Origin of the sequence: Maribacter luteus (genome assembly GCF_009674825.1) — a bacterium.
In the GTDB taxonomy this organism is placed as follows: domain Bacteria; phylum Bacteroidota; class Bacteroidia; order Flavobacteriales; family Flavobacteriaceae; genus Maribacter_A; species Maribacter_A luteus.
The window spans coordinates 696,189-718,747 of record NZ_WKJH01000001.1 but is presented as its reverse complement, the minus strand read 5'-3'; the positions used below and the strand labels follow the sequence as shown (position 1 = coordinate 718,747).

The window sequence follows — 22,559 nt, the reverse complement described above, 5'->3', positions numbered from 1 at the left end:
AAAAGTATGATGAATTTTAGATTGATAAAGTTTTTGGTATGTATTGGAGTTTGCTGTATTTGCTCTAGTTGTGATGAAAATGAAGGGGATAAAGGTTTGTCGGGCAATAATTATTTGGAATATGTAGACACAAGGGTGGGTACGGCAGCCAGTATAGCCGATATTACGGTTACCGAGGTCGAAGAGCCTATGGGTTACGTTTCCCCTATTGTGGGGAACCCATCTGCCTTAACCCACTGGACACCCCAAACGGCAAAATGGACAGATAGGGTTGTTACCGTTCCAGTTCCCTATTGGTACGATCAAGAAAAGATTCAAGGTTTTCGTGGCACACGATATCCTAATGGAGCAGTTGTCGGTGATTGGGGCCCTATGTCATTAATGCCCATGACAGGTGAAGTAAATATTGATGCCGATGAACGTGCTTCTAAATTCAGTCATGATTCCGAGGTGGCCAAACCACATTATTATTCGGTACAATTAGATGATTACAACATTAAGGCTGAACTAACGGCAGCCGCGAAAACGGGATTCTTTCAGTTTACCTATCCAGAATCAAAATCTTCATCTGTGGTGTTCGATGGGGTTTATGTTCCTGGCCACTATAAGGTAATCCCTGAAAAAAATGAGATTGAAGGTTATATGGTTATCGCTGGTCATTTCAGGAATCACTTTGTTGCGAAATTTGATAAGGAATTTGATACGTATACTATTGATTTACTCCCTAATGTGGTTGATGAAAAATTAGTTCCAAACGGGTTTAAAGCAGAGTATTTCAACAACGACAAATTACAAGGGAAGCCAGATGTAGTGAAGAACTATACCAAATTAAATTATAATTGGTTAAAAGAACCGGCTGAAGGTGTTAAGGCCGATTTTTTCTCTGTAAGATTTACGGGAATATTTGTTGCACGCCATTCAGGAGAGCATTCTTTCGAGTTAACAACCAAGGATGGCACCCGTATGTACATAGATGACCAATTGGTAATAGATGAATGGAAGTATAGGGCAACAGGCACCAATATACATAAGGTGAACCTAACAAAAGGGCACGAATACAAAATACGGATCGAATATTATGATGGGTCAAGTACGACTGAAATGCATTTAAGATGTGCAGAGCCAGTGCGGCCAGATCCTGAAATGGGCGCCAAGTTGGCTTTGGAAGGGGCAGATGGGAATGCAGTTTATGTAACTTTTTCAACCAAAAATCAGGAAAAGGTGAAAATGAAAGTCGGAACATCTTTGATTGATATTGCCCAGGCCCGAGCGAATATGGATGAAGAGTTCCCGGATTTCGATTTTGACAAAGCGGTGACGAAAAGTTCCGGTGTTTGGGAGAATGAACTGAATTTGATTCAAGTAGAAGGTAGTGAGGATGATAAGTCCATTTTCTACACGGCATTGACCAAATGTTTCGTAAACCCGCGAAATCTGAATGAAGACGGTAGGTATTTCAGTCCGTTTGATTATCAAGTGCATGAGGGTCAAATGTACACCGACCTTTCTATCTGGGATACGTTTAGGTCTTTACATCCATTATGGGTATTAGTAAAGCCTGAAGAAACCACAAACGTTATTAATGGTATGTTGAATGCCTACGAAGAGGGAGGGTGGTTACCTAAATGGCCCAATCCGTGGTACCGTAGTATTATGATGGGTACGCATGCCGATGCCGTTATAGCCGATGCCTATGTAAAAGGTATAAGGGGTTTCGATACCGATGTGGCCTTTGAATCCATGTTGAAAAATGCCAATGAAAAAGGAAACCGCGGATTTTCCGGGCGGGTTGGGATTGATCACTTTAATGAAATAGGATATGTTCCTGCAGATGTTTTTGGGTTTTATGGTGAACCCGTTGCAAGGACATTGGAGTTTTCATACGATGATTATTGTATTGCCCAAATGGCAAAAGCTCTAGGTAAAGATGACAAGTACACTGAATACATGGAACGTTCAAAACGTTATATCAATGTATTGGATAAGGAAACTGGTTTGGTACGTGGTAAGAAGTTAAATGGGGAATGGCTGCCTCCGTTTGATAAGAGTATTAGTGTTTGGGCACAAGGTACGGATCACGATACCGAGGTGTATTATAGGAACCATACGTTATTGGTGCCCCATGACATTCCAGGTTTAGCTGATTTTATGGGAGGGGAAGACAAGTTGATAAACTATCTTGACCAATTTTTCGAAAAAGATATGTATTACGTGGGTGATGAGTTTTCAATGCATGCCCCCTATATGTACAATAGTTTAGGCACACCATGGAAAACACAAAAAGTAGTAAGGGATATGTTGGCCAAGTATTTTTTTAATGATGTCGGTGGTTTACCGGGTAACGATGATTGCGGACAAGTATCCTCTTGGTATGTTTTTGGTGCCATGGGCTTTTATCCTGCCCTACCGGGAGACCCTGTTTACCAACTTTGTAGCCCTGTGTTCAATAAAGTACGAATGAATGTTGGGAACGGAAAGGTTTTTACTATAATCGCGAATAACAATTCAAAGGAGAACGCTTATGTACAATCGGCAACCTTGAATGGAAAACCTTACAACTTGTGTTACATAAGCCATGAGGCGATCCTGGAAGGTAGTGAGTTGGTTTTTGAGATGGGACCCGAACCAAACAAGGCCTGGGGTACCTCAGAACAATGATTTTTTGATGAAAACCTATCATTAAAGCCAAAAAGGGGGGTGTAAAAACTTCTCTTTTTGCCTTTTATATATTCGTCTAAACGATTGTCAGCTCCACACCTAATTCTGCGAGACGGTGTTTTGTTTTGTCGTCTATGCCCGAATCTGTAATGATTTGATCAACTTCATCGATACCACAGATTCTTCCGAATCCTTTTTTGCTGAATTTCGAAGAGTCGGCCAATACTATGATTTTATGTGCCGCTTTGATCATTTCCTTATTAAGGGAAGCCTCCATAGAACTTGTAGTAGTAAGTCCGTAATCCAGATCTATACCATCGACTCCTAGAAATAATTTGGTAAATGTAAATTCCGCCAACATTTTTTCTCCAATTGGGCCAACGACAGAGGAAGAACTAGACCTTACGATTCCCCCTAACTGCATAACATCTATTTCCTTGTGTTCGGCCAAAATAATAGCGGTATTCAAAGAAGCGGTTAATACGGTCAATCCCTCTATGGGTTTAATATGCCTTGCGAATTCAATGACCGATGTTCCCGAAGCAATGATAATACTGTCATGGGGCTCTAAGGTCAATGCGGCCGCTACTGCTATTTTGTTTTTCTCCTTCGTATGTATTTTCTCCTTTATGTTCACAGGATGTTCCGTGATATAAGGGTTTACGGGAATAGCTTTACCATGCGAACGAAACAACAGCTTTCTTTCTTCAAGTAACTTTAGATCTTTCCGAATGGTGACCAAAGAAACATCGAACTCTTTACTTAAATCATTAACATTTACAAAGCCGTCCGCTTCAAGTTTTTTCAAAATGAGCTTATGGCGATCTACGATATTCAGTGTCATTTTGTTTCGTTTTGTACAAATGTACAAGATAAACATGGCAATATAAAGCTGAATCACCACATTTTGTTGTTGGATTTTGTATCAAAACGAAAGTTATAAAATTGATTTATTGCGAAAAATAAGCCTTAAAATATCATATAATGCTAAAATATGCTTAATAAATATAGCTAACTGATGAAATGGCCTTTTTTTATGACAAATATCATTGTTTATGAAAATAATAAAAAATAATAAAAAATAACTTTTGAAATGTTTCGTTTTGTTGTACATTTATTCTCAAATAAGAAAACGATAGTTCAAAATAAAGGAGAGAGTCATGAATAGAAAAGAAATGATGGATGAGTTGAGGAGTGGTTCCAAAACTTACGATTTCATAATAATAGGAGGTGGTGCTACCGGTATCGGTATTGCGCTCGAGGCATCGGCAAGAGGGTACTCTGTTGTTTTGCTCGAAAAATCGGATTTTACAAAATCTACATCAAGTAAGGCAACAAAGTTAGTCCATGGTGGTGTACGGTATTTGGCCCAAGGTGATATAGGTTTGGTTCGTGAGGCAGTTGTAGAAAGAGGTTTAATGCTGCAAAATGCCCCTCACATTACTAAAAGCCAGTCATTTATAATTCCGACACATGGTTTATATGATGAAATATTATATACCGTTGGGTTAACTTTTTACGATTTGTTGGCAGGTAAATTAAGCTTAGGAAGATCTAGACGAATTTCAAAAGCCAAAACCTTAAAACGTATTTCGCTTATAAATCCAGATAAAATTTCTGCAGGTGTCGTGTATTACGATGGTCAATTCGATGATTCCCGAATGGCTATAAATACGTTGCAGAGTTCTGTTGAATTGGGCGCGATAGTACTAAATTATTGTGCTGTAGAAGGGTTACTTAAAGACGATAACGGTCATATTATCGGTGTTAACGCTCATGATGAAGAGAGTGGTGATTCTTTCGAAATAAAAGGAAAGCAAGTAGTTAATGCTACCGGAGTTTTTGCAGACGACGTATTACAGATGGATGCTCCTGGAGCTAAAAAAACAATTGCACCTAGTCAGGGGGTTCACTTAATATTGGACAAATCCTTTTTACCTGGTGATGATGCCATTACGATTCCGAAAACAGATGATGGTAGGGTCTTGTTTTTAGTGCCATGGCATAATAAGGTAATAGTTGGGACTACGGATACCCCTATTGAAAAAGAATCTTTGGAACCCGTGGCACTTGAAGAAGAGATAGGTTTTATTTTAAGTACCGCTAGTCGATACTTGACAAAGGCACCTAAAAGAAGTGATGTATTAAGTGTGTTTGCTGGTTTACGTCCTTTGGCGGCACCAAGTCATGACGGAAACAAAACGAAAGAGATTTCCCGTAGCCACAAAATATACACCTCAGATTCAGGATTATTGACAATCGTCGGAGGTAAATGGACCACTTTCAGAAGAATGGGTCAAGATTTGGTCGATAAAGCGGAAAAAAATCATGATTGGAAACATATTCCAACCAAAACGAAACACCTCAAAATACATGGTTATAAAAAGGATGTAGATCTTAACGACCCTTTATATTTCTATGGTAGTGATGAAGAGCAATTACTAAAATTAGCGAAGCAGAACGGTTATAATAAATCTTTAAGTGATTCATTAGGCATAATAGAAGGTCAAGTAGTTTGGGCCGTAAGAAATGAAATGGCCAGAAATGTTGAGGATTTCCTTGCACGCAGAACCCGTTGCCAGTTATTGGATGCTAAAGAAAGTATCCGAATCGCACCCCAAGTAGCCGAAATCATGGCAAAAGAACTTGGGAAGGACCAAGAATGGCAGACCAAACAAGTTGCAGACTATATTGAAGTAACCTCTAATTATATTTTATAAACCCCTGTTTTGATTGTCCCTAGAAACAATTAAAACCACTTAATCAATAAACAATGAAGAATAAACTGATTTTAGCACTTGATCAAGGAACGACTTCTTCCCGCGCGATTTTATTCAATCACGATGGGCAAATTGTTAGAGTTTCCCAAAAACCTTTCGAACAGATCTTTCCAAAACCGGGATGGGTAGAACATGACCCAAATGCGATTTGGTCATCACAGATTGCTGTGGCAGCCGAGGTAGTTGCCCAACATGGTATTAACGGAGAAAGTATTGCCGCTATTGGTATTACGAACCAAAGGGAGACTGTTGTTGTTTGGGATCGTGAAACGAGTGAACCAATACATAATGCCATCGTTTGGCAAGATAGAAGAACGGCCAAATATTGCGATCAGTTAAAGGATGACGGTTATGTTGATATGATCAAGGAGAAAACAGGTCTGGTCATCGATGCCTATTTTTCGGCTACCAAACTTAAGTGGATTTTAGACAATGTGGAAGGTGCACGAGAAAAAGCGGAAGCAGGTAAACTTTGTTTCGGTACAGTTGATTCTTGGCTTATTTGGAAACTTTCTCGAGGAAAATTGTTCGTTACAGATGTATCCAATGCCAGTAGAACCATGTTGTTCAATATTCATACCATGGCATGGGATGATGAGTTGTTGAAACTATTCAATATTCCAAAAGCAATGTTACCGGAAGTTAAGGAAAGTAGTGAGGTTTATGGTACCACCGCTACCACTTTATTCTCTACCAAAATTCCTATTGCAGGGATTGCAGGGGATCAGCAAGCAGCATTGTTCGGACAAATGTGTACCAAACCGGGAATGGTAAAAAACACCTATGGTACAGGTTGTTTCCTACTAATGAACACTGGTGATAAAGCCGTGTATTCAAAAAACAACCTTTTAACTACCGTTGCTTGGAAAATAAATGGTAAAACCACCTATGCCCTAGAAGGTAGTGTTTTTGTTGGCGGCGCCGCAATACAATGGTTACGCGACGGGGCGAAAATGGTAAAAACAGCCCCGGGCATTAACCATTTGGCAGAAACCGTTGAAGATAACGGAGGAGTTTATTTCGTACCCGCCCTAACAGGTTTGGGAGCCCCTTATTGGGATCAATATGCACGTGGTGCCATTGTTGGTCTTACTCGAGGTACTACCGATGCACATATTGCAAGGGCCACTTTGGAGGGTATTGCATTTCAGGTTTATGACATTGTAAAAGCGATGGAAGCCGATGCAGGTGAAAAAAGTATTGAACTAAGGGTCGATGGTGGCGCAACGGCAAGTAATTTATTGATGCAGATTCAAGCGGATTTATTCGGATTTAAAATCATACGACCTAAAACCTTGGAAACAACGGTTATGGGTGCCGCTTATTTGGCAGGTTTGGCTGTTGGTTACTGGGATAGTATAGATGATATCCAATCTCAATGGAGTATTGATAAGGAATTTTATCCAGAAGCCCCAAAAGAGAAAGTCGACAATATGTTGCATTACTGGCATAAGGCCGTTAAATGTGCACAGAATTGGATTGAGGAATAATCACTGATCAGCAACCATAAATTATAAAACCATGTCAATTTTAGTAGCAGAAATTTTAGGAACCATGCTCCTTATTTTATTAGGGAACGGGGTGGTTGCCAATGTCGTCTTGAAAGGCACAAAGGGCAACGGAGCAGGATGGATAGAGATTACAACAGCTTGGGCTTTGGCCGTTTTTGTTGGTGTAGTTGTGGCGGGCCCTTATAGTGGCGCACATTTGAACCCAGCGGTAACCATAGGGTTGGCCGCAGCAGGTAAGATTACTTGGGCCATAGTGCCCGAATATCTTGCAGGGGAAATGATCGGGGCCATGATAGGTGCGTTTTTAGTGTGGCTATTTTATAAAGACCACTTTAAGGTAACCGAGGACGAAGAAGGTATGTTGGCTTGTTTCAGTACAGGTCCGGCTATTAAGAACACCTTTTCCAACTTAATGAGCGAGATTATCGGAACCTTCGTTTTGGTCTTTGTAATATTCTATTTGGCCGGTCCAAAATTGGATTTGATCGGTGATGTAGATGCACGGGCAATTATAGGGTTGGGCTCTATTGGCGCAGTTCCTGTTGCCTTCCTTGTTTGGGTAATCGGTTTGGCCTTGGGAGGCACAACAGGCTATGCCATTAATCCTGCAAGGGATTTAGGACCAAGGATCATGCACTCCATTTTACCGGTAAAAGGTAAAAGTGATTGGGGCTATGCTTGGATTCCGGTAGTAGGCCCTATCATCGGCTGTTTAATAGCCGCTTACTTATATATGGCTTTAATGTAGAATATTCCCCTTATAGTAAATACAATGAAAAAAATACTTTTAGTATTCGTAGCGCTGATTGCAGTGCAAATGGGCCATGCCCAAGAAACAGAATTGAAAGACAGTCCGATCGACTTTAACGTTGATGTAAAAACCAACCATTTGTGGAGAGGTTTGGTCATTACCGATAAGCCCATGGTCGCTGTTTTCTCAAAATTGAGATTGAATGAGTCGGGTAGTTTCACAACAGGTTTTTGGGGTGGAATGTCTTTCTCTAATGATGCGGACGGTACATCGTACAAAGAGATAAACTACTATGTTCAATATGCCGAAAATGGTTTCTCTATAGGCCTGTGGGATTTATTCAATACCCGCAGCGTAGCGTCTCCAGATGTATGGAATTACGATAAGAACACCACCACGCATTTATTGGACCTGCGTACATCCTATACCTTTAACGAAAGTTTCCCATTACGTTTGGAAGCCGACGTATTATTGTACGGTAGCGGCGATGCCCAATTGAATGATGATGGGGATCTGGAGCAGCGTTATTCCACATATGTAGAAGCTTCTTATCCGTTGATCACCGAATCAAAAGTGAATTTAAGGGGCTTTGTAGGCGGTGCATTTTCCTTTAACGGTGATACGCATTTATATGGCGATGGTGAGCAAAATTTCGATTTTGTGAATGTAGGCCTAACTGCAACAAAAACCCTTAGGTTTTCAGATTTAAGCTTCCCTGTGTCGGCAACGACACTTTGGAACCCTTCACAAAAAATAGCAAGGGTACAGTTAGCGGTTAGCTTGTTTTAATATTAGGTAGTTTCCCCAAACTTAGAAAACAACCCATGGTTTGAATGTATGTTCAGGCTGTGGGTTTTTTGTTTTCCCAAATATGATAGGTATCAGTTTGGTTGAATTGAAAATCAGGTAGAAGAAAAATACGTCTCCAATTTGCTTCCCCAAAAGAGAGGGAATTATTACATTAGTGGATAAATCTTCTAATCATTTATGAATCGACCACAGACCATTCAAATATTTCTTCCTGATGGGTCACCTAGAAGTGTTAAGATAGCTGAAATTACCAATCGAGTGGTAAAGGCAATTCTGGTGCCTAGAAACAAATTGGATTATATTGCTACGCGAGACGAATTAAGAAATGTCGGAATCTATTTTTTGTTTGGTGAGTCAACAGAAAAAGCAAAATCATTGGTTTACATTGGCGAGGCTGAAGATTGTTTAGATCGTTTAAAACAGCATAATAAATTAAAGGACTTTTGGAATTACGCTGTTGTATTGGTTTCTAAAATCAATGCGTTTACAAAGTCCCATGCTAAATATTTGGAACATATTGCGGTAGCCAATGCAAAAGAAGCAAACCGATTTGTAGTGGAAAACAGTACTATTCCCACAAAATCATTTGTGACCGAATCTATGGAAGCGGATTTGTTAGACAGTTTTGAAACTATAACTATTCTATTGGCGACTCTTGGGTTTCCTGTTTTTGAAAAAGTGGGGAAATCACAAAATCCAAGCAAAAATTATTTTCATCTTAAAGGAAGGGGTATTAAAGCTGAAGGTGACTTAATTGATGATGGTTTTGTGGTATTCAAAGGGTCACAAGCTAAGTTGAATGAAGTTCCATCATGCCATGATTATTTGATTGCCCTAAGAGTCAAGTTATGGGAGGATGGTATTTTGAAAGAAAAGGATTCATTTCTGGAATTTGCAGAGGATTATATTTTTAACTCCCCAAGTACTGCTGGTGGTGTAGTATTAGGTCGTTCGACCAATGGTTGGGTACAATGGAAGGATAAAAATGGCAAAACATTGGACGAAATTAAAAGACTATAATATAAAATGAAAGAAAAACTAAAAGTCCTTAAAATTTTACATATTGCCCTTTGTGTGGGGATGGTTCTCGCATATGTAGTAATAGGAGACCTAAAATCATTGGCCTTTTTGGAACTCCCTGAGTTGAATACCGAGGCCATCGTATACATCTGTATCCCTATCGCAGCTATATTTGTAGGTAATTTTCTTTTTAGGTCCCAAGTCGACAAAATAGAACGTAAAAAGAGTTTGGAGGAAAAAATACCGTTTTACCAAAGTGCGGCCTTGTTACGTTGGGCCATTTTGGAAGGTGCGGCCTTTATCATTCTCTTCATAAAGCCAGATTTGATCATACTTGGTATTTTCATTATCGCGTACATGATTTTCTTGCACCCGACCGAAGCAAAGATCAAACAGGATCTTCGGCATACGGGGAGATAGTGAACATGAATCATTTCGTTTCTAAGACCAATAGATAAACTGAGATAAAGCTGTTTATTTCAATTGTTTTTAAAACAAAAGAATTTGCTTTTCCAGAGTATTCCAAAGCTTTATCGAGTATAATACACCATTTATCCAAAACTGGGATTAGAATGTGGTTATGCCCCGTAATATTGCACCCTCAAAACAAAAAAGCGAAAATGCGGACAAGGATAAATTATGTAGAGATAGGAAGGTTTCTGATTTGTTTGGGACTTTCATGGATCGCCTGGATGAGCATGTACCACACAGGTTCTATTTTTTAGTCAAACAGACTCAAGGTACTAAAAAGAGAACAAGAACACTTTTTGAATGTCAATTTACTTGACCAAGATCATGATCGCACCAAAGGCTGTGAGAATCAAGATCATTTTTCGATAAAAATCCTCTTTGATTATTTTCACCAAACGTACACCCACAAAAAGTCCAAGGAAAATGGCCGGGGACAGTTTTAGATTGATCAGTAAAGTTTCTGGGGTAATAGTGCCCCAGGACCAAATATGAAAGGGTAGTTTAAAAAGGTTGATTATCAAGAACAACCATGCTGCGGTACCTATAAATTCATTCTTGGGCAATCGCATGGCCAAAAAGAATATATTACTGAAGGCTCCGGCCAAATTGCCGATCATGGTGGTGATACCCGCTAATATACCAACGAACCCTGCAAAGGTCCAATGTGAGGGAACATTTTTGGTTTTTTTTCGGTCCCACCAATACATCATCACCACACTACCCAAGATAATGATGGCCATTGCGATCTTAAAGGTCTGTTCATCAAGATCTATCCCGATAAAGACCCCGATCAATATACCAACGACAATCCATGGTAAAAACTTTAGAATATATGACCATTGGCAATGTCGATTATAATAGATGACCGCAAAAATATCGGCCAAGATCAGTAAAGGCACCACGAGACCGGTAGATTCCTTGGCGCCAAAAGCCAATGCCATAAGGGTTACATTGATGATGGCTACGCCTTTTATTCCCGCCTTGGAAATACCCACGATAAATGTGGCGGTCAATGCCATGATCCATGCCATTGTTGATATATCTGGTTGTATTGATAGAAGCACAGTTGTTGTTTAGCGAACAAAGCGCAAATGTATTCGAAATTATTTTATCTTTAACTCTAAACCAACAAACTACCCCATGGTAGCAACCGCCTTTACGATAGATATTCCTAATTCAGGCTCTGATTCAGTGTTATTGGATTGGTCTTCAAACAATTATGATAGGCGGTGTTTTTCAATGATTCTTAATAACCGGAATGTAGACCGTTTTTGTCCACACCATAAACATATTACATGCTAAGAAGGTAAGTGCTATTTTAAGGATTTTGCCAGGAAGGGAATGTTGAAACTAGAAATTGGAAATAAATAATAATATATGAGAACAGATGTAATAGTCGGAGTTGATATCGGAGGCACTTCAATAGGTGCAGGATGTATAGTGAACAAGGAAATTGTGAAGACGCATTCCTTGCCTACAGGAGCCGAAAGAACTGCCGAGGAAATACTCGAAACGTTATATGAGGTTATAGAAAAGGTGATGCTTCCTGAAACAAAGGCCATTGGTGTTGGGGTTCCTGGTTTGATCAATGCGGGCAAGGGCGAAATCGTTAAGATTTCCAACATTCCGGCATGGAATGGTCTGGGTCTGGTTGAAAAACTAAGTTCTCGCTTTAATATTCCGGTATATATAGAAAATGATGCGAATTGTTTTGCCTTGGGAGAAAAGCATTTTGGCAAGGGACAAAAATTCGATAATATGGTAGCTGTGGCCTTGGGAACAGGTGTTGGCGGAGGTATCATTATCAACAATAAACTGCACTCGGGCTTATTCGGTGGTGCAGGGGAAGTGGGTCACATGCCCTATAAAGACAGTATTTTTGAAGCTTATTGTGGCAGCGGTTTCTTCAACAAAATAAATAATATTACCGGAAAGGAATTATTCGACAAAGCGATGGAAGGGGATGAGAATGCTTTGGCGCTATTCAACGAATTCGGTCATCATATTGGTAAACTCGTCACGACCATTATGTATATACTCGCACCTGATGCCATTATTTTCGGAGGTTCAATAAGCAAATCATTTCCCCTTTTTAAAGAAGGTATTCAAGAAGAAGTGGCTGAATTTCCTTTTGATGTTATGAAAGATATTATAACCATTGAACAATCGGAGCTAGACGACATCGCGATATTGGGTGCCGCCGGCTTGTATTATAATGCCTAACTATTTCTAACCAACTTAAATTCATATTATGACCAATTCAAAAAAATCGAACTACATCATTCCACTGGCAATAGTCAGTATCCTATTTTTTGTGATAGGTTTTGGTGTTGGGATTAGTGGTTTCCTGACCCCGTTTCTTCAAGATGCTTTTAACCTTTCAACATCCCAGTCCTATTTAGTTACGGCAGCCATTTTTTCGGCTTTCGTGGTATTTGGTGCACCTGCCGGATGGATCATTAAAAAAGTAGGTTATAAGTACGGAATGGTCATCGCCTTTTTTGTTATGGCCATTGGGATGGTACTTTTCGTGCCTTCGTCTAACATGCTAAGCTTCCCTTTGTTCCTGATAGCCCTTTTTATAGGAGGAATCGGTAACACGATCTTACAAGCGTCGGTTAACCCATATGTCACCATTATCGGGCCAAAAGAGAGCGCTGCCATGCGTATGAGCCTTATGGGTATTTTCAATAAATCGGCATGGTGGTTATCATCCTTGTTTCTTGGTCTATTTATGGATCTGAACAATGTTAAACTCGATGATGTCATTGTTCCGTTCTATATTGTAACCGGTATACTAGTGGCATTGGGTATTTTCATGATTTTTGCGCCATTACCTGAAGTAAAGGCCGAAGGTGAAGACGAATCCGACGAAGCGGCCACATCAGGTTATGCTGCCGGTAAAACAAGTATCTTTCAATTTCCACACTTGTTATTGGGTGTAGTTGCCCTATTTATTTATGTTGGGGTAGAAACTTTACCAATGGCATCGATAATTGGTTTTGCAAAGGCTGTATTCGGTGATACGGCAACTAACTTAGATAGTTTTGCCATATATGTACCTATCGGACTTGTAATCGGTTATATTTTTGGAGTACTAATGATCCCTAAGTTCATATCACAAACAGCGGCACTGAAAATGTTCTCATGGATCGGAATAGTTTCGGCCTTATTGTTGATTTTCTTACCTGGTGAGTTCGGTATTTATTGTATGGCGCTCATTGGTTTTGCCAATTCCCTAATGTGGCCCGCCATCTGGCCTCTTGCCATTGCCGATTTAGGTAAATTCACGAAAACCGGTTCATCCATGTTGGTCATGGGTATCGTAGGTGGGGCCGTTATCCCATTGATTTTCGGATTTTTGATAGATGCCGTCAAGACTACGGAAGTCGCCACGGTCGCCAATTATCAAACTGCCTACTGGTTGTTTATTCCTGCGTACTTGTATATCCTCTATTTTGCGGTCAAAGGAAGTAAAATAAGAAAATGATATTTAGACATTGGTAATATGTCACAGGCACTAAAAAGCATTGCCGAAAATTTTCGAATTGAGGGTGAAATATATTCCATAAAACCACTTGGGGAAGGGTTTATTAATGACACCTATATTGTTCAAACGGTTGGGAAGGAAGCATCAAACTACTTGTTTCAACGAAAGAACAAAACAATTTTTAAGGATGTACCATCGATGATGGATAATATCCAAAAAATAACGACCCATCTAAAAACGAAAATAGTTGCAGGTGGCGGCAATCCTTTTCGTGAGACCTTGACCCTGATCAAGACCCATAGTGGGGCACTTTATCACCTGGATGGTGATGGCGAGTTCTGGACTATGTGTTTATTTATCAAGGATAGCATATCCTACGATTCGGCAAATACTCCGGAGCTAGCCTATTCGGGGGGTAAGGGCATAGGTAGATTTCAGCGCATGACCTCGGACTACAAAGGACAGCTTGTAGATATCTTACCAGGTTTTCACAATATCCGCTTTCGTCTTGAACAATGGAAAGATGTCTTGGAAAAAGATCCTGTAGGGCGAAAAAGTCTTGTAAAGGAAGAAATTTCATGGATAGAAGATCGCCGAGGTGAGATGCTGAAATTCTGGACCTTGGTCGAAGAAGGTGCCATTCCTACTCGTGTAACGCATAACGACACCAAAATCAACAATATTCTGTTCAATAAACAGGGAGACGTACTTTGCATGATCGATCTAGATACGGTTCTTAATAGTACCGTCTTAAACGATTTTGGCGACGCCATCCGTTCATATACGAACACAGGACTCGAAGATGATCCGGAACTGGAAAACGTGTCTATGAATCTGGAAATCTTCAAGGCTTATACGAAAGGATATCTCGAAGAAGCCAAATCGTTCATGGTACAGACCGAACTCGATTATCTGGCATTTTCGGCCAAGTACATTACCTATGAACAAGTGCTTCGCTTTTTAATGGACTATATTGCTGGTGATACCTATTATAAAATTAAATATCCCGAACATAACTTGGTACGCACTAAGGCACAATTCAAGTTGTTACAAAGTATGGAAGCTCAATTTACGGTAATGAGGAACACTGTAATATCTTATTTGTAAAGGTTGTGGAAGTAACAAAATCAATGGTGATTCCTTTTATCAATGATCTTGATAGGCTTCCCTTGTCGCAGGTTTATACCATTGGTTTTAGGTTATCATTGTCACATATTGTAAATATTGATTGTAGAACATACCAAAAAGAAGATAAAATCCGTTATAAATATCCATGTGATTTTATTGAACCAACCCTAATTTAGATGATAAGATTTCTTTTTTTTCTGGTTCTTGTCCTTTCTACGACAACCACCAGTTTATTTTCCCAAAATACCAAGTACGAAAAACATTGGGAGCACTTGTTCAAGAATGAACGTAAAGAGGCAATGGCGGCCATTAGAAAATCAAAGGATGATGAAATCACCGACTTTTTATCCAAAGAGATCATAAAGGCCGAAAATGGCAACTTTACCAATCCGGATGGTTTTATTTCCCGATTGATGGAGTACCCCGATTTTGAGTATTACCTCTATGCGTTATGGACACAAAATTTCTTTTTTGACAATTATATTGAAAGTGGTTTCAATAACAAGAACAGTAAGAATATAAAGGATATTGATCTGGGCCGCATAAAAGACCCGACTGTTCTGGAAGCCATGAAGTATCTTAAATCCATCGTATCTAGGCATACTAATGATTGGGACGAATATTATAGAATGAATTCGGAAATGGCGTCGATAAAGAAATGGCAGTTTTGTGGCACCTTTGAAAACCTGAACGGTAGTGGGTTGGATATTACCTACGATCCGGAATCGAAAGCTTATTCCGAGCAAGATTTCAATGCTAATAGCAATGGTTTCATTAATTGGTATGGTAACGGGGATTTTCAAAAAGAAGCCTATCAGTTTTATACCAATCATACAGAATATGGTGCAGGTGTAAATTATGCCCAAACCTTTATAAACAATCCCGAGGATCAACGGGTTGTTCTGCGATTGGGTAGTTCGGCTTTGGTAAAAGTATGGGTCAATGATGTGGCCATTTTAGAGAATACCAATGACGGTATTACCGATTTGGATGCTTATAATGTCTCTTTTACCCTGCCTAAGGGTATAAACCGTTTACTGATCAAGAACGCAGATCAAAGTGGGGTCGGTTATTTTATAGCCAGATTGACCGATGTTGATGGTAATGAGATTCCCGATATTACGATTGATTCCGCCTATAAACCATATACCAAGAGTACCGAACAGAGCTTGCAACCTACAGAAATAGATAATTCGGTTGAAGCTTTTTTTAAAAATAAAGTTGCAGAGAAACCCAATGACTTCTTCTATACCTATTGCTTAATAAGTACGTATCTAAGAAATTCAAAATACACCGAGGCTAAAAAGATTCTGTTACCACTGCTCAAAGAGCACGGCAATAGCTCTTTTTTAAGGCGATTGTTGATTGTAAGCTATAATCTGGAGAAAGATTACACCTCTTCCAAAGAGCTGCAAAAAAACATTGAAAAAGACGATGATAAGTATTACTTGTCCTATGTATACCGTTTTCAGGAATCTGGGGAGTTATTTAAGTTACCCATAAAGGAGTTTGAAAAATTCACGGATGAATTCAAGGCTGCCACGGATATGCAGATCTTAAAACATTCGGCAGATTTGATGTTGAGCATTCGTAAAGAAGACAAAAGTGCCATAAAGGAAAAATTAAAATATATCACCACCAATTTCAAGGATCAAACAAAACTAATCAAACTTTATATAGCACTCTATTCCGACTATTTGAACGAGGATGAGAATGCCATAAAGGTATTGGAGACGATCAATGATTTATATTTTGATTACCCTGCGATATTGAAACTGGCCGGTTTCTATGACAAACAGAACAAGAAAGAAGAGGTACTACGACTTTTCCGTGATCAATATAATGACGTTAGTAGTAGTAATTCATATCTCAAGGATTATATCGCCTATTTGCATGAGTATAAGAAGTATGAAGAGTCCTTGCCCTTTATCGAAAAGGTATTGGCCAATTACCCTTATTCTTTCATAGGTATGGAATATATGGGCAATGCCCTTGAACAATTGGGAAAAAAGAAGGAAGCCTTGGCCTATTATAAAAAATCGTTGAAGCATAATGGGGCTAGTAGTGAACTAAGAAAGAAAATCGAAGATCTTTCGGGTACCGAGGATTATTTCAAGGAATTGGCAACAAACGACATTTATGATTTTATCGCCAAAAACAGAAATAAGGGTACCAAGAACAATTATGGGTACAATTATTTGCTCGATGAGACTTTGGTACAATTATACCCAGAAGGCGGACATAGAAGTAAGAACAGCTATGTACTTGAGATTACTTCGGAGAGCGGTATAGAATCAATGAAAGAACTTGATCTTGGGCTTCGAGGTAACTATAGCATAACAAAATCTGAAATCGTAAAACCGAATAAAACCGTGGTTCCGGCATCGAAAAACGGGTCAAACCTGGTGTTCAGTAATTTAGAGGTTGGCGATATCATTTATGTGGATTATGAAAGTAGCGCAAGTTCCAGCGGTAGGTTTTATAAAGATTATGTAGATTATTTTCAGATGGATTCTTACCATCCCATATTAAAGAATTCACTTAAGATCTTGGTGCCTAAAGAAAAACCCTTCCATTTTAAATTGATGAACGGGCAAGTACCCCATCAAGAAAAGAAAATGGACGATTATGTTTGCCATATTTGGGAAATGGACAACCTAAAACCCCTTGAACAGCAAGAGGATTATATGCCGAGTATGTCAGATGTAGTAAGATATCTACATATTAGTACCATTGATTCCTGGGACGATATCGCTACTTGGTATTCCGACCTTGTTCGACCCCAAATGCAGATAAATTCCGATGTTGAGGAAGCATTTAAGAAGATATTCCCCGAATCGGTCGATAAGTATTTCGACAACGAAAAAGCGGAACGGATATATTACTACTTAATGGAAAACCTAAGTTATAGTTATGTAAGTTTCAGGCAAAGTGGTTTTGTACCGCAACGGCCGGCGAAAACTCTAAAATCTAAGTTGGGCGATTGCAAGGATTTTTCAACCTTGTACGTGACCCTGGCACAAATGGCCGGATTGAAATCCCATTTGGTTTTGGTCCTTACCTCAGATTACGGTAAGCAATCCATGATTTTACCAAGTCAGGATTTCAACCATTGTATCGTAAAGGTTTTTATTGATGGTGAACCACAGTATTTGGAACTTACCGATAATAACCTGCCTTATAAATCCATACCTACAAGTTTAGAAAACGCCACTGCTTTGGACATTCCCAATAAGGTGGTTAAAGATGTTCGGCAAGGGGTATATTTACTTAATAACATTAACCACGACCCGACCGTTATTGAAAGCAATATGGTATATCAATTGGGAGGGGAAACGCATAAATTAAAGATTGAATCGGTTTTAAAGGGCAGTATCAATTCCAACTATGCCGCTATTTTAAAGGAGGAAAACTATGAGGTCATCAAAACAAAGATCACGGATGATTTTAAAGGAAGGCTGTTCGAGGATTTTAAGATGGACACCATTTATGATATAAAATACGATTTGAAATCCCCTGTTATCAGCTATACTTCTGATCTGACCATAAACGAGACCATGGATGAAATTGGCAGCATGAAGGTTTTTCGGATTCCAGCTGTGAACAATGCTTACAACAGTGGTATTATTTCAGATGAAAAAAGAAACTTTCCGATAGAATACATTTTTTACGAAAATGCCGATATCTATAAGTCATCCTATAAAATCATTTTAGCCCAAGATGAGAAATTCGTCGAGGTTCCGGAAAGTGCCGGTTTAAATTATCGAAAACATCGGTACAATATCAATTATGAACTTGTTGAACCTAATGAACTGCATATTGCTATCGAAGCGCATACCTCAAAAGAAAGAATTGATCCTAGTGAGTATGAAGCTTTTAAATCTTATGTAAAATCGGTATTGGATCTAAAGGAACAATTAATTGGTTATAAGCGGTTAAAACAGCAACCGTAACGACGATTTTCACATGCTATTTGGTTATCTTTATTAGTCTAAAGAAGCCAGCATGAAAAATAGAATTATTTCGGTCGATATTTTTAGGGGGCTGACCATTGTTTTGATGATTTTGGTCAATACACCTGGTACTTGGTCCCATGTTTATGCGCCGTTGTTACACGCCAAATGGCATGGGTATACCCCAACAGATCTGGTCTTCCCGTTTTTTCTTTTCATTGTTGGTACTTCCATAGCTTTTGCTTATCAAAATAAAACAGCATCTTCGGCCACTTATCGAAAAATAATCGTTAGAAGTTTAAAACTAATTGGGCTTGGGCTGTTCCTAGGTGCTTTTATGATCAGTTTTCCTTTTATCAAGGATTTTGAATCGATTCGTTTCCCTGGAGTTTTACAACGAATCGGGGTAGTTTTCTTTTTTGCGGCAATCTTGTTCATGAACTTTAATTGGAAAACCCTCATAGGCATATGTTTCACATTCTTGGTGGGGTATTGGTTATTAATGACCTATGTGCCCGTAGAAGGTGTCGCGTCAACATTTGATCGTGCCCCCAATAACCTAGCAAATTATCTGGATGTAAAGATTTTTGGCACCCATAACTATAAATCCGATTATGATCCTGAAGGTTTTTTGAGCACCCTGCCCTCAATAGCAACTTCATTATTAGGGATTTTTACCGGACTGATATTGACTTCAAAAAGGGAAAAGAAAGAGATGGTTCTTTTGGGTTTAGGTGTTGTAATGTTGATTTTAGGTTATCTATGGGATATCATATTCCCGATCAACAAAGCCCTATGGAGCAGTAGTTTTGTATTGGTAACCGCAGGTTGGGCCAATATCTTCCTTGGGTTGATCTATTATTTTTCAGATGTACGTGATGTCAAATTCGGAAGTATTTTCAAATATGTGGGTGCAAACGCCATCACCATATATTTCCTCTCGAGTTTCATCAGCAAGATTATGGGTCAGATAAAAGTGGGCGAAACTTCTTTACATGGTTGGCTATTTCAAAACGTGTATACCCATGATTTTATGACTTTGGAACTTCCCTCCCTGCTATATGGCCTTACAGTGGTAGGTTTCTACATGATTCTGGCTTATATCATGTACAAAAAGAAAATATTTATTAAAGTATAAGTTTTAGTTGGTAAGATGTTGCGTCATTCGGGCAACATATTTTCCGATAACATCAAATTCCAAGTTAACCGTACTTCCCACTTCATAGGTATTGAACCTTGTGTTCTCATAGGTGTAAGGGATTATGGCGACACTGAAACCGTTGGTTTTGGAGTCTACAACGGTAAGGCTTACCCCATCAATCGAAATCGACCCTTTTTCAATGGTCACATTGTTGTATTTGGGGTCATATTCAAAGGTAAAAAACCAACTACCGTCCTTTTCGGATATGGCCGTACATTTACCCGTTTGGTCAACATGGCCTTGTACAATATGGCCATCTAACCTAGCACCTAAGACCATGGCTCTTTCCAAATTCACCTTATCCCCCACTTTTAGTTCCCCTAGTCCTGATTTTAATAAGGTTTCTTCAATGGCAGTAACCGTGTAAATAGGTCCGTTAATAGCAACTACGGTTAAACAAACACCGTTATGTGCAATGCTTTGGTCTATTTTCAATTCTGGTGTTATAGAGGAATTAATGCTGATATGAAGGTTGCCCCCTTCTTTTTCCAGTTGTTGTACTTCTCCCAAAGATTCGATTATTCCCGTGAACATGTGTCGTTAAAATTAAGTAATTTTGTGATTCAGATAAAGCGGCATATTACATAACGGCCGCATAATACAAAGGTAACTATATAATGCAGGAAAGCCGAAAAATAAGGGTAGGAATATCTATTGGGGATTTGAACGGAATTGGGTGCGAAGTCATACTCAAGACATTCGAGGATGCCCGCATGTTGGATTTTTGCACACCGGTCATATTCGCTTCCAACAAGACCGTAACTTACCAGAAAAACGCTTTGGGCTTTACCATTAATTATAACGGCGTACATGATGCGGCCAAGGCAATTGACGGCAAGGTGAATGTTGTGAATGTTTGGAAGGAAACCCCGAAGGTAGAATTTGGTAAAGAGACCAAAGAAGGTGGTATGTATGCCATAAAATCACTACGCGCAGCCGTAAAGGCCTTGAAAGAAGGTAAGGTTGATGTTTTGGTCACTGCACCTATCAATAAAAAGAATATACAAGCAGACGATTTCAAATTTCCGGGACATACCGATTATTTGGCAAAGGAGCTCGATGGTGAAAGCCTTATGTTCATGGTCACCAACGATTTAAGGGTGGGCTTGCTTACCGATCATATCGCGGTAAAAGACGTAGCCGAAGCAATAACGCCTGATTTGATACGTGCCAAAACACATCTCATAGAGAAATCATTACAGATGGATTTTGGTATACCACGCCCTAAAATCGCCCTTTTGGGGATTAACCCCCATTCCGGTGATCATGGTGTAATAGGAAAGGAAGATGATGAGATCATGAAACCGGTCATCAAGGAAATGAAAGAAGCCGGCCAATTGGTTTTCGGGCCATATTCGGCCGATAGCTTTTTTGGCTCCGACGGCTATAAGAAGTTCGATGCCATTCTAGCAGCTTACCACGACCAAGGGCTTATTCCCTTTAAGACACTTTCTTTTGGGAATGGGGTAAATTATACGGCCGGACTCTCGAAAGTGCGTACTTCACCGGATCATGGTACCGCCTATGAGATTGCCGGAAAGGGAGAGGCAGACCATAATTCGTTCAAAGAAGCGCTTTTCAAGGCCATTCAAATTTTCAAGAATAGGGAAGAGTATCTTGAATTGACAGAAAACCCCTTGAAAAAACAGAAAGTAAGGAGATAACTGGCAACAAAACCCAAAGAATTAAGGGATTTAATGTCTATTTACTTACAACTGAATGAAAGACAGAAGATTTACGTGCTAATAATTGGCATTTATTAAAAAAAAAGTATCTTTGCACCCGCCTTAATGTGGGCAAGTATATTAAAACAAGTGTTGAAGTGATGAAGCAAAAGGAGTTTAAAATTCCTTTCTCTGGATTAAAGCAGGGAAAACACGAGTTTGATTATGATATAGATAATACGTTCTTTGAGTCTTTTGGATATGATGAGTTTAATGCAGCAAAAGTAAATCTACATGTTGTTCTGAATAAGATGAGCACTATGTTAGAACTTGGGATGCATGCAGAGGGCTCTGTAAATGTAGATTGTGATACAACCAGCGAACCTTATGACCAAGAGATTGAAGGTGAATTGGAATTGGTAGTCAAGTTCGGTGATGAGTTCAATGATGAAAACGATGAGATATTGATTATCCCTCATGGAGAGCATCAATTGAACATTGCACAATATGTTTATGAAATGTTGGTTTTGGCCGTACCCCAGAAAAGGATACATCCCGGAGTTCTGGATGGCACTTTGCAATCAGAGGTACTAGATAAGTTGGCAGAACTAAGTCCAAAGGAAGAGAAAAACGAAAGTGAAGATAATGATCCCCGTTGGGATGAATTAAAGAAGTTACAAACGGATAAATAATTAATAATGGCACATCCTAAAAGAAAAATTTCCAAAACTAGGAGAGATAAGCGAAGAACGCATTACAAGGCAGTAGCACCTACAATAGCCAAAGACCCAACAACAGGGGAAATGCATTTGTACCACAGGGCGCATTGGCACGAAGGTAAATTATATTATAAAGGTCAAGTTTTGATCGATAATACCGAGGAAGCGGAAGCTTAGACTTGATTTTGGATAAAATAACGACCCCCTGCTTGTAAAAGCGGGGTTTTTTTATGCCTTAAAGCGAATCAATTGGAAAATAATCAGCTGTTGAAATTAAAAATGGTTGAATTATTTTCAATGGTACTAATAATCCCTAATTAGTCACAAACAATCACTTTTTGGGCAAAAAGTCCTGAAAAATCATTATTTTTCCCCAATTTTGAAGCTTTTTCGAATGATTTTG

18 protein-coding genes are annotated in these 22,559 nt (G+C 39.2%); 15 read left to right on the top strand and 3 right to left on the bottom strand.

Annotated elements, in window-relative coordinates; genetic code table 11:
* Positions 1-6: 6 nt before the first annotated feature.
* Entirely contained in the window at positions 7-2,658 is a 2,652-nt protein-coding gene (locus GJ691_RS02985; RefSeq protein WP_154363579.1) for a GH92 family glycosyl hydrolase, read from the top strand.
* A 76-nt stretch (positions 2,659-2,734) separates the two neighbouring features.
* On the opposite strand, the gene GJ691_RS02980 is transcribed toward GJ691_RS02985, so the two are convergent.
* Positions 2,735-3,502 (bottom strand): DeoR/GlpR family DNA-binding transcription regulator, encoded by a 768-nt coding sequence (locus GJ691_RS02980; RefSeq protein WP_154363577.1) that lies wholly within the window; start codon positions 3,500-3,502, stop codon positions 2,735-2,737.
* Positions 3,503-3,818: 316 nt separating this feature from the next.
* Between GJ691_RS02980 and GJ691_RS02975 the strand changes: the two genes are divergently transcribed.
* The 6 genes from GJ691_RS02975 (at position 3,819) to GJ691_RS02950 (ending at position 9,950) form a co-directional block, all read left to right on the top strand.
* On the top strand, positions 3,819-5,378 hold the full coding sequence (locus tag GJ691_RS02975) for a glycerol-3-phosphate dehydrogenase/oxidase (RefSeq protein ID WP_154363575.1): 1,560 nt from the start codon (positions 3,819-3,821) through the stop codon (positions 5,376-5,378).
* Positions 5,379-5,431: 53 nt separating this feature from the next.
* Positions 5,432-6,928, top strand: a complete 1,497-nt coding sequence (glpK, locus tag GJ691_RS02970; protein ID WP_154363574.1) for a glycerol kinase GlpK — start codon at positions 5,432-5,434, stop codon at positions 6,926-6,928.
* 31 nt (positions 6,929-6,959) lie between these two features.
* Positions 6,960-7,697 carry an MIP/aquaporin family protein gene (locus GJ691_RS02965; RefSeq protein WP_154363572.1) on the top strand — a complete coding sequence of 246 codons (738 nt, stop codon included), beginning with the start codon at positions 6,960-6,962 and terminating at the stop codon, positions 7,695-7,697.
* Positions 7,698-7,721: 24 nt separating this feature from the next.
* Complete coding sequence (locus GJ691_RS02960) at positions 7,722-8,489, top strand: hypothetical protein (RefSeq protein WP_154363570.1); 768 nt, start codon at positions 7,722-7,724, stop codon at positions 8,487-8,489.
* 198 nt (positions 8,490-8,687) lie between these two features.
* Complete coding sequence (locus GJ691_RS02955; protein ID WP_154363568.1) at positions 8,688-9,530, top strand: GIY-YIG nuclease family protein; 843 nt, start codon at positions 8,688-8,690, stop codon at positions 9,528-9,530.
* Between the two features lie 6 nt (positions 9,531-9,536).
* Entirely contained in the window at positions 9,537-9,950 is a 414-nt protein-coding gene (locus GJ691_RS02950) for an MFS transporter (RefSeq protein ID WP_154363566.1), read from the top strand.
* A gap of 359 nt (positions 9,951-10,309) precedes the next feature.
* On the opposite strand, the gene GJ691_RS02945 is transcribed toward GJ691_RS02950, so the two are convergent.
* Complete coding sequence (locus GJ691_RS02945) at positions 10,310-11,020, bottom strand: sulfite exporter TauE/SafE family protein (protein ID WP_246200099.1); 711 nt, start codon at positions 11,018-11,020, stop codon at positions 10,310-10,312.
* Positions 11,021-11,378: 358 nt separating this feature from the next.
* Here GJ691_RS02945 and GJ691_RS02940 point away from each other — a divergent pair, with 358 nt between their 5' ends.
* The 5 genes from GJ691_RS02940 to GJ691_RS02920 all read left to right on the top strand — a co-directional run bounded on the left by GJ691_RS02940 (position 11,379) and on the right by GJ691_RS02920 (position 19,710).
* Positions 11,379-12,224 carry an ROK family protein gene (locus GJ691_RS02940; RefSeq protein ID WP_154363564.1) on the top strand — a complete coding sequence of 282 codons (846 nt, stop codon included), beginning with the start codon at positions 11,379-11,381 and terminating at the stop codon, positions 12,222-12,224.
* Positions 12,225-12,252: 28 nt separating this feature from the next.
* Positions 12,253-13,491, top strand: coding sequence for a glucose/galactose MFS transporter (gene gluP, locus GJ691_RS02935; protein WP_154363562.1), 1,239 nt, complete (start codon positions 12,253-12,255; stop codon positions 13,489-13,491).
* 18 nt (positions 13,492-13,509) lie between these two features.
* The gene (locus GJ691_RS02930) at positions 13,510-14,598 is read left to right on the top strand and encodes a phosphotransferase enzyme family protein (protein ID WP_154363560.1); all 1,089 of its coding nucleotides are present in this window, start codon (positions 13,510-13,512) and stop codon (positions 14,596-14,598) included.
* A gap of 197 nt (positions 14,599-14,795) precedes the next feature.
* On the top strand, positions 14,796-18,572 hold the full coding sequence (locus GJ691_RS02925) for a transglutaminase domain-containing protein (RefSeq protein WP_154363558.1): 3,777 nt from the start codon (positions 14,796-14,798) through the stop codon (positions 18,570-18,572).
* Positions 18,573-18,624: 52 nt separating this feature from the next.
* A complete protein-coding gene (locus GJ691_RS02920) occupies positions 18,625-19,710 on the top strand; it encodes an acyltransferase family protein (protein WP_154363556.1) in 1,086 nt (361 codons plus the stop codon).
* A gap of 3 nt (positions 19,711-19,713) precedes the next feature.
* Here GJ691_RS02920 and GJ691_RS02915 read toward each other — a convergent pair whose 3' ends face one another.
* Positions 19,714-20,307: a riboflavin synthase gene (locus GJ691_RS02915; protein ID WP_154363554.1), complete on the bottom strand. Its 594-nt coding sequence runs from the start codon at positions 20,305-20,307 to the stop codon at positions 19,714-19,716.
* A gap of 83 nt (positions 20,308-20,390) precedes the next feature.
* Here GJ691_RS02915 and pdxA point away from each other — a divergent pair, with 83 nt between their 5' ends.
* The 3 genes from pdxA (at position 20,391) to rpmF (ending at position 22,333) form a co-directional block, all read left to right on the top strand.
* Positions 20,391-21,437 carry a 4-hydroxythreonine-4-phosphate dehydrogenase PdxA gene (gene pdxA / locus GJ691_RS02910; protein WP_154363552.1) on the top strand — a complete coding sequence of 349 codons (1,047 nt, stop codon included), beginning with the start codon at positions 20,391-20,393 and terminating at the stop codon, positions 21,435-21,437.
* 161 nt (positions 21,438-21,598) lie between these two features.
* Positions 21,599-22,129, top strand: a complete 531-nt coding sequence (locus GJ691_RS02905; RefSeq protein ID WP_154363549.1) for a YceD family protein — start codon at positions 21,599-21,601, stop codon at positions 22,127-22,129.
* A 6-nt stretch (positions 22,130-22,135) separates the two neighbouring features.
* The gene (gene rpmF, locus GJ691_RS02900; protein ID WP_154363548.1) at positions 22,136-22,333 is read left to right on the top strand and encodes a 50S ribosomal protein L32; all 198 of its coding nucleotides are present in this window, start codon (positions 22,136-22,138) and stop codon (positions 22,331-22,333) included.
* Positions 22,334-22,559 lie beyond the last annotated feature (226 nt).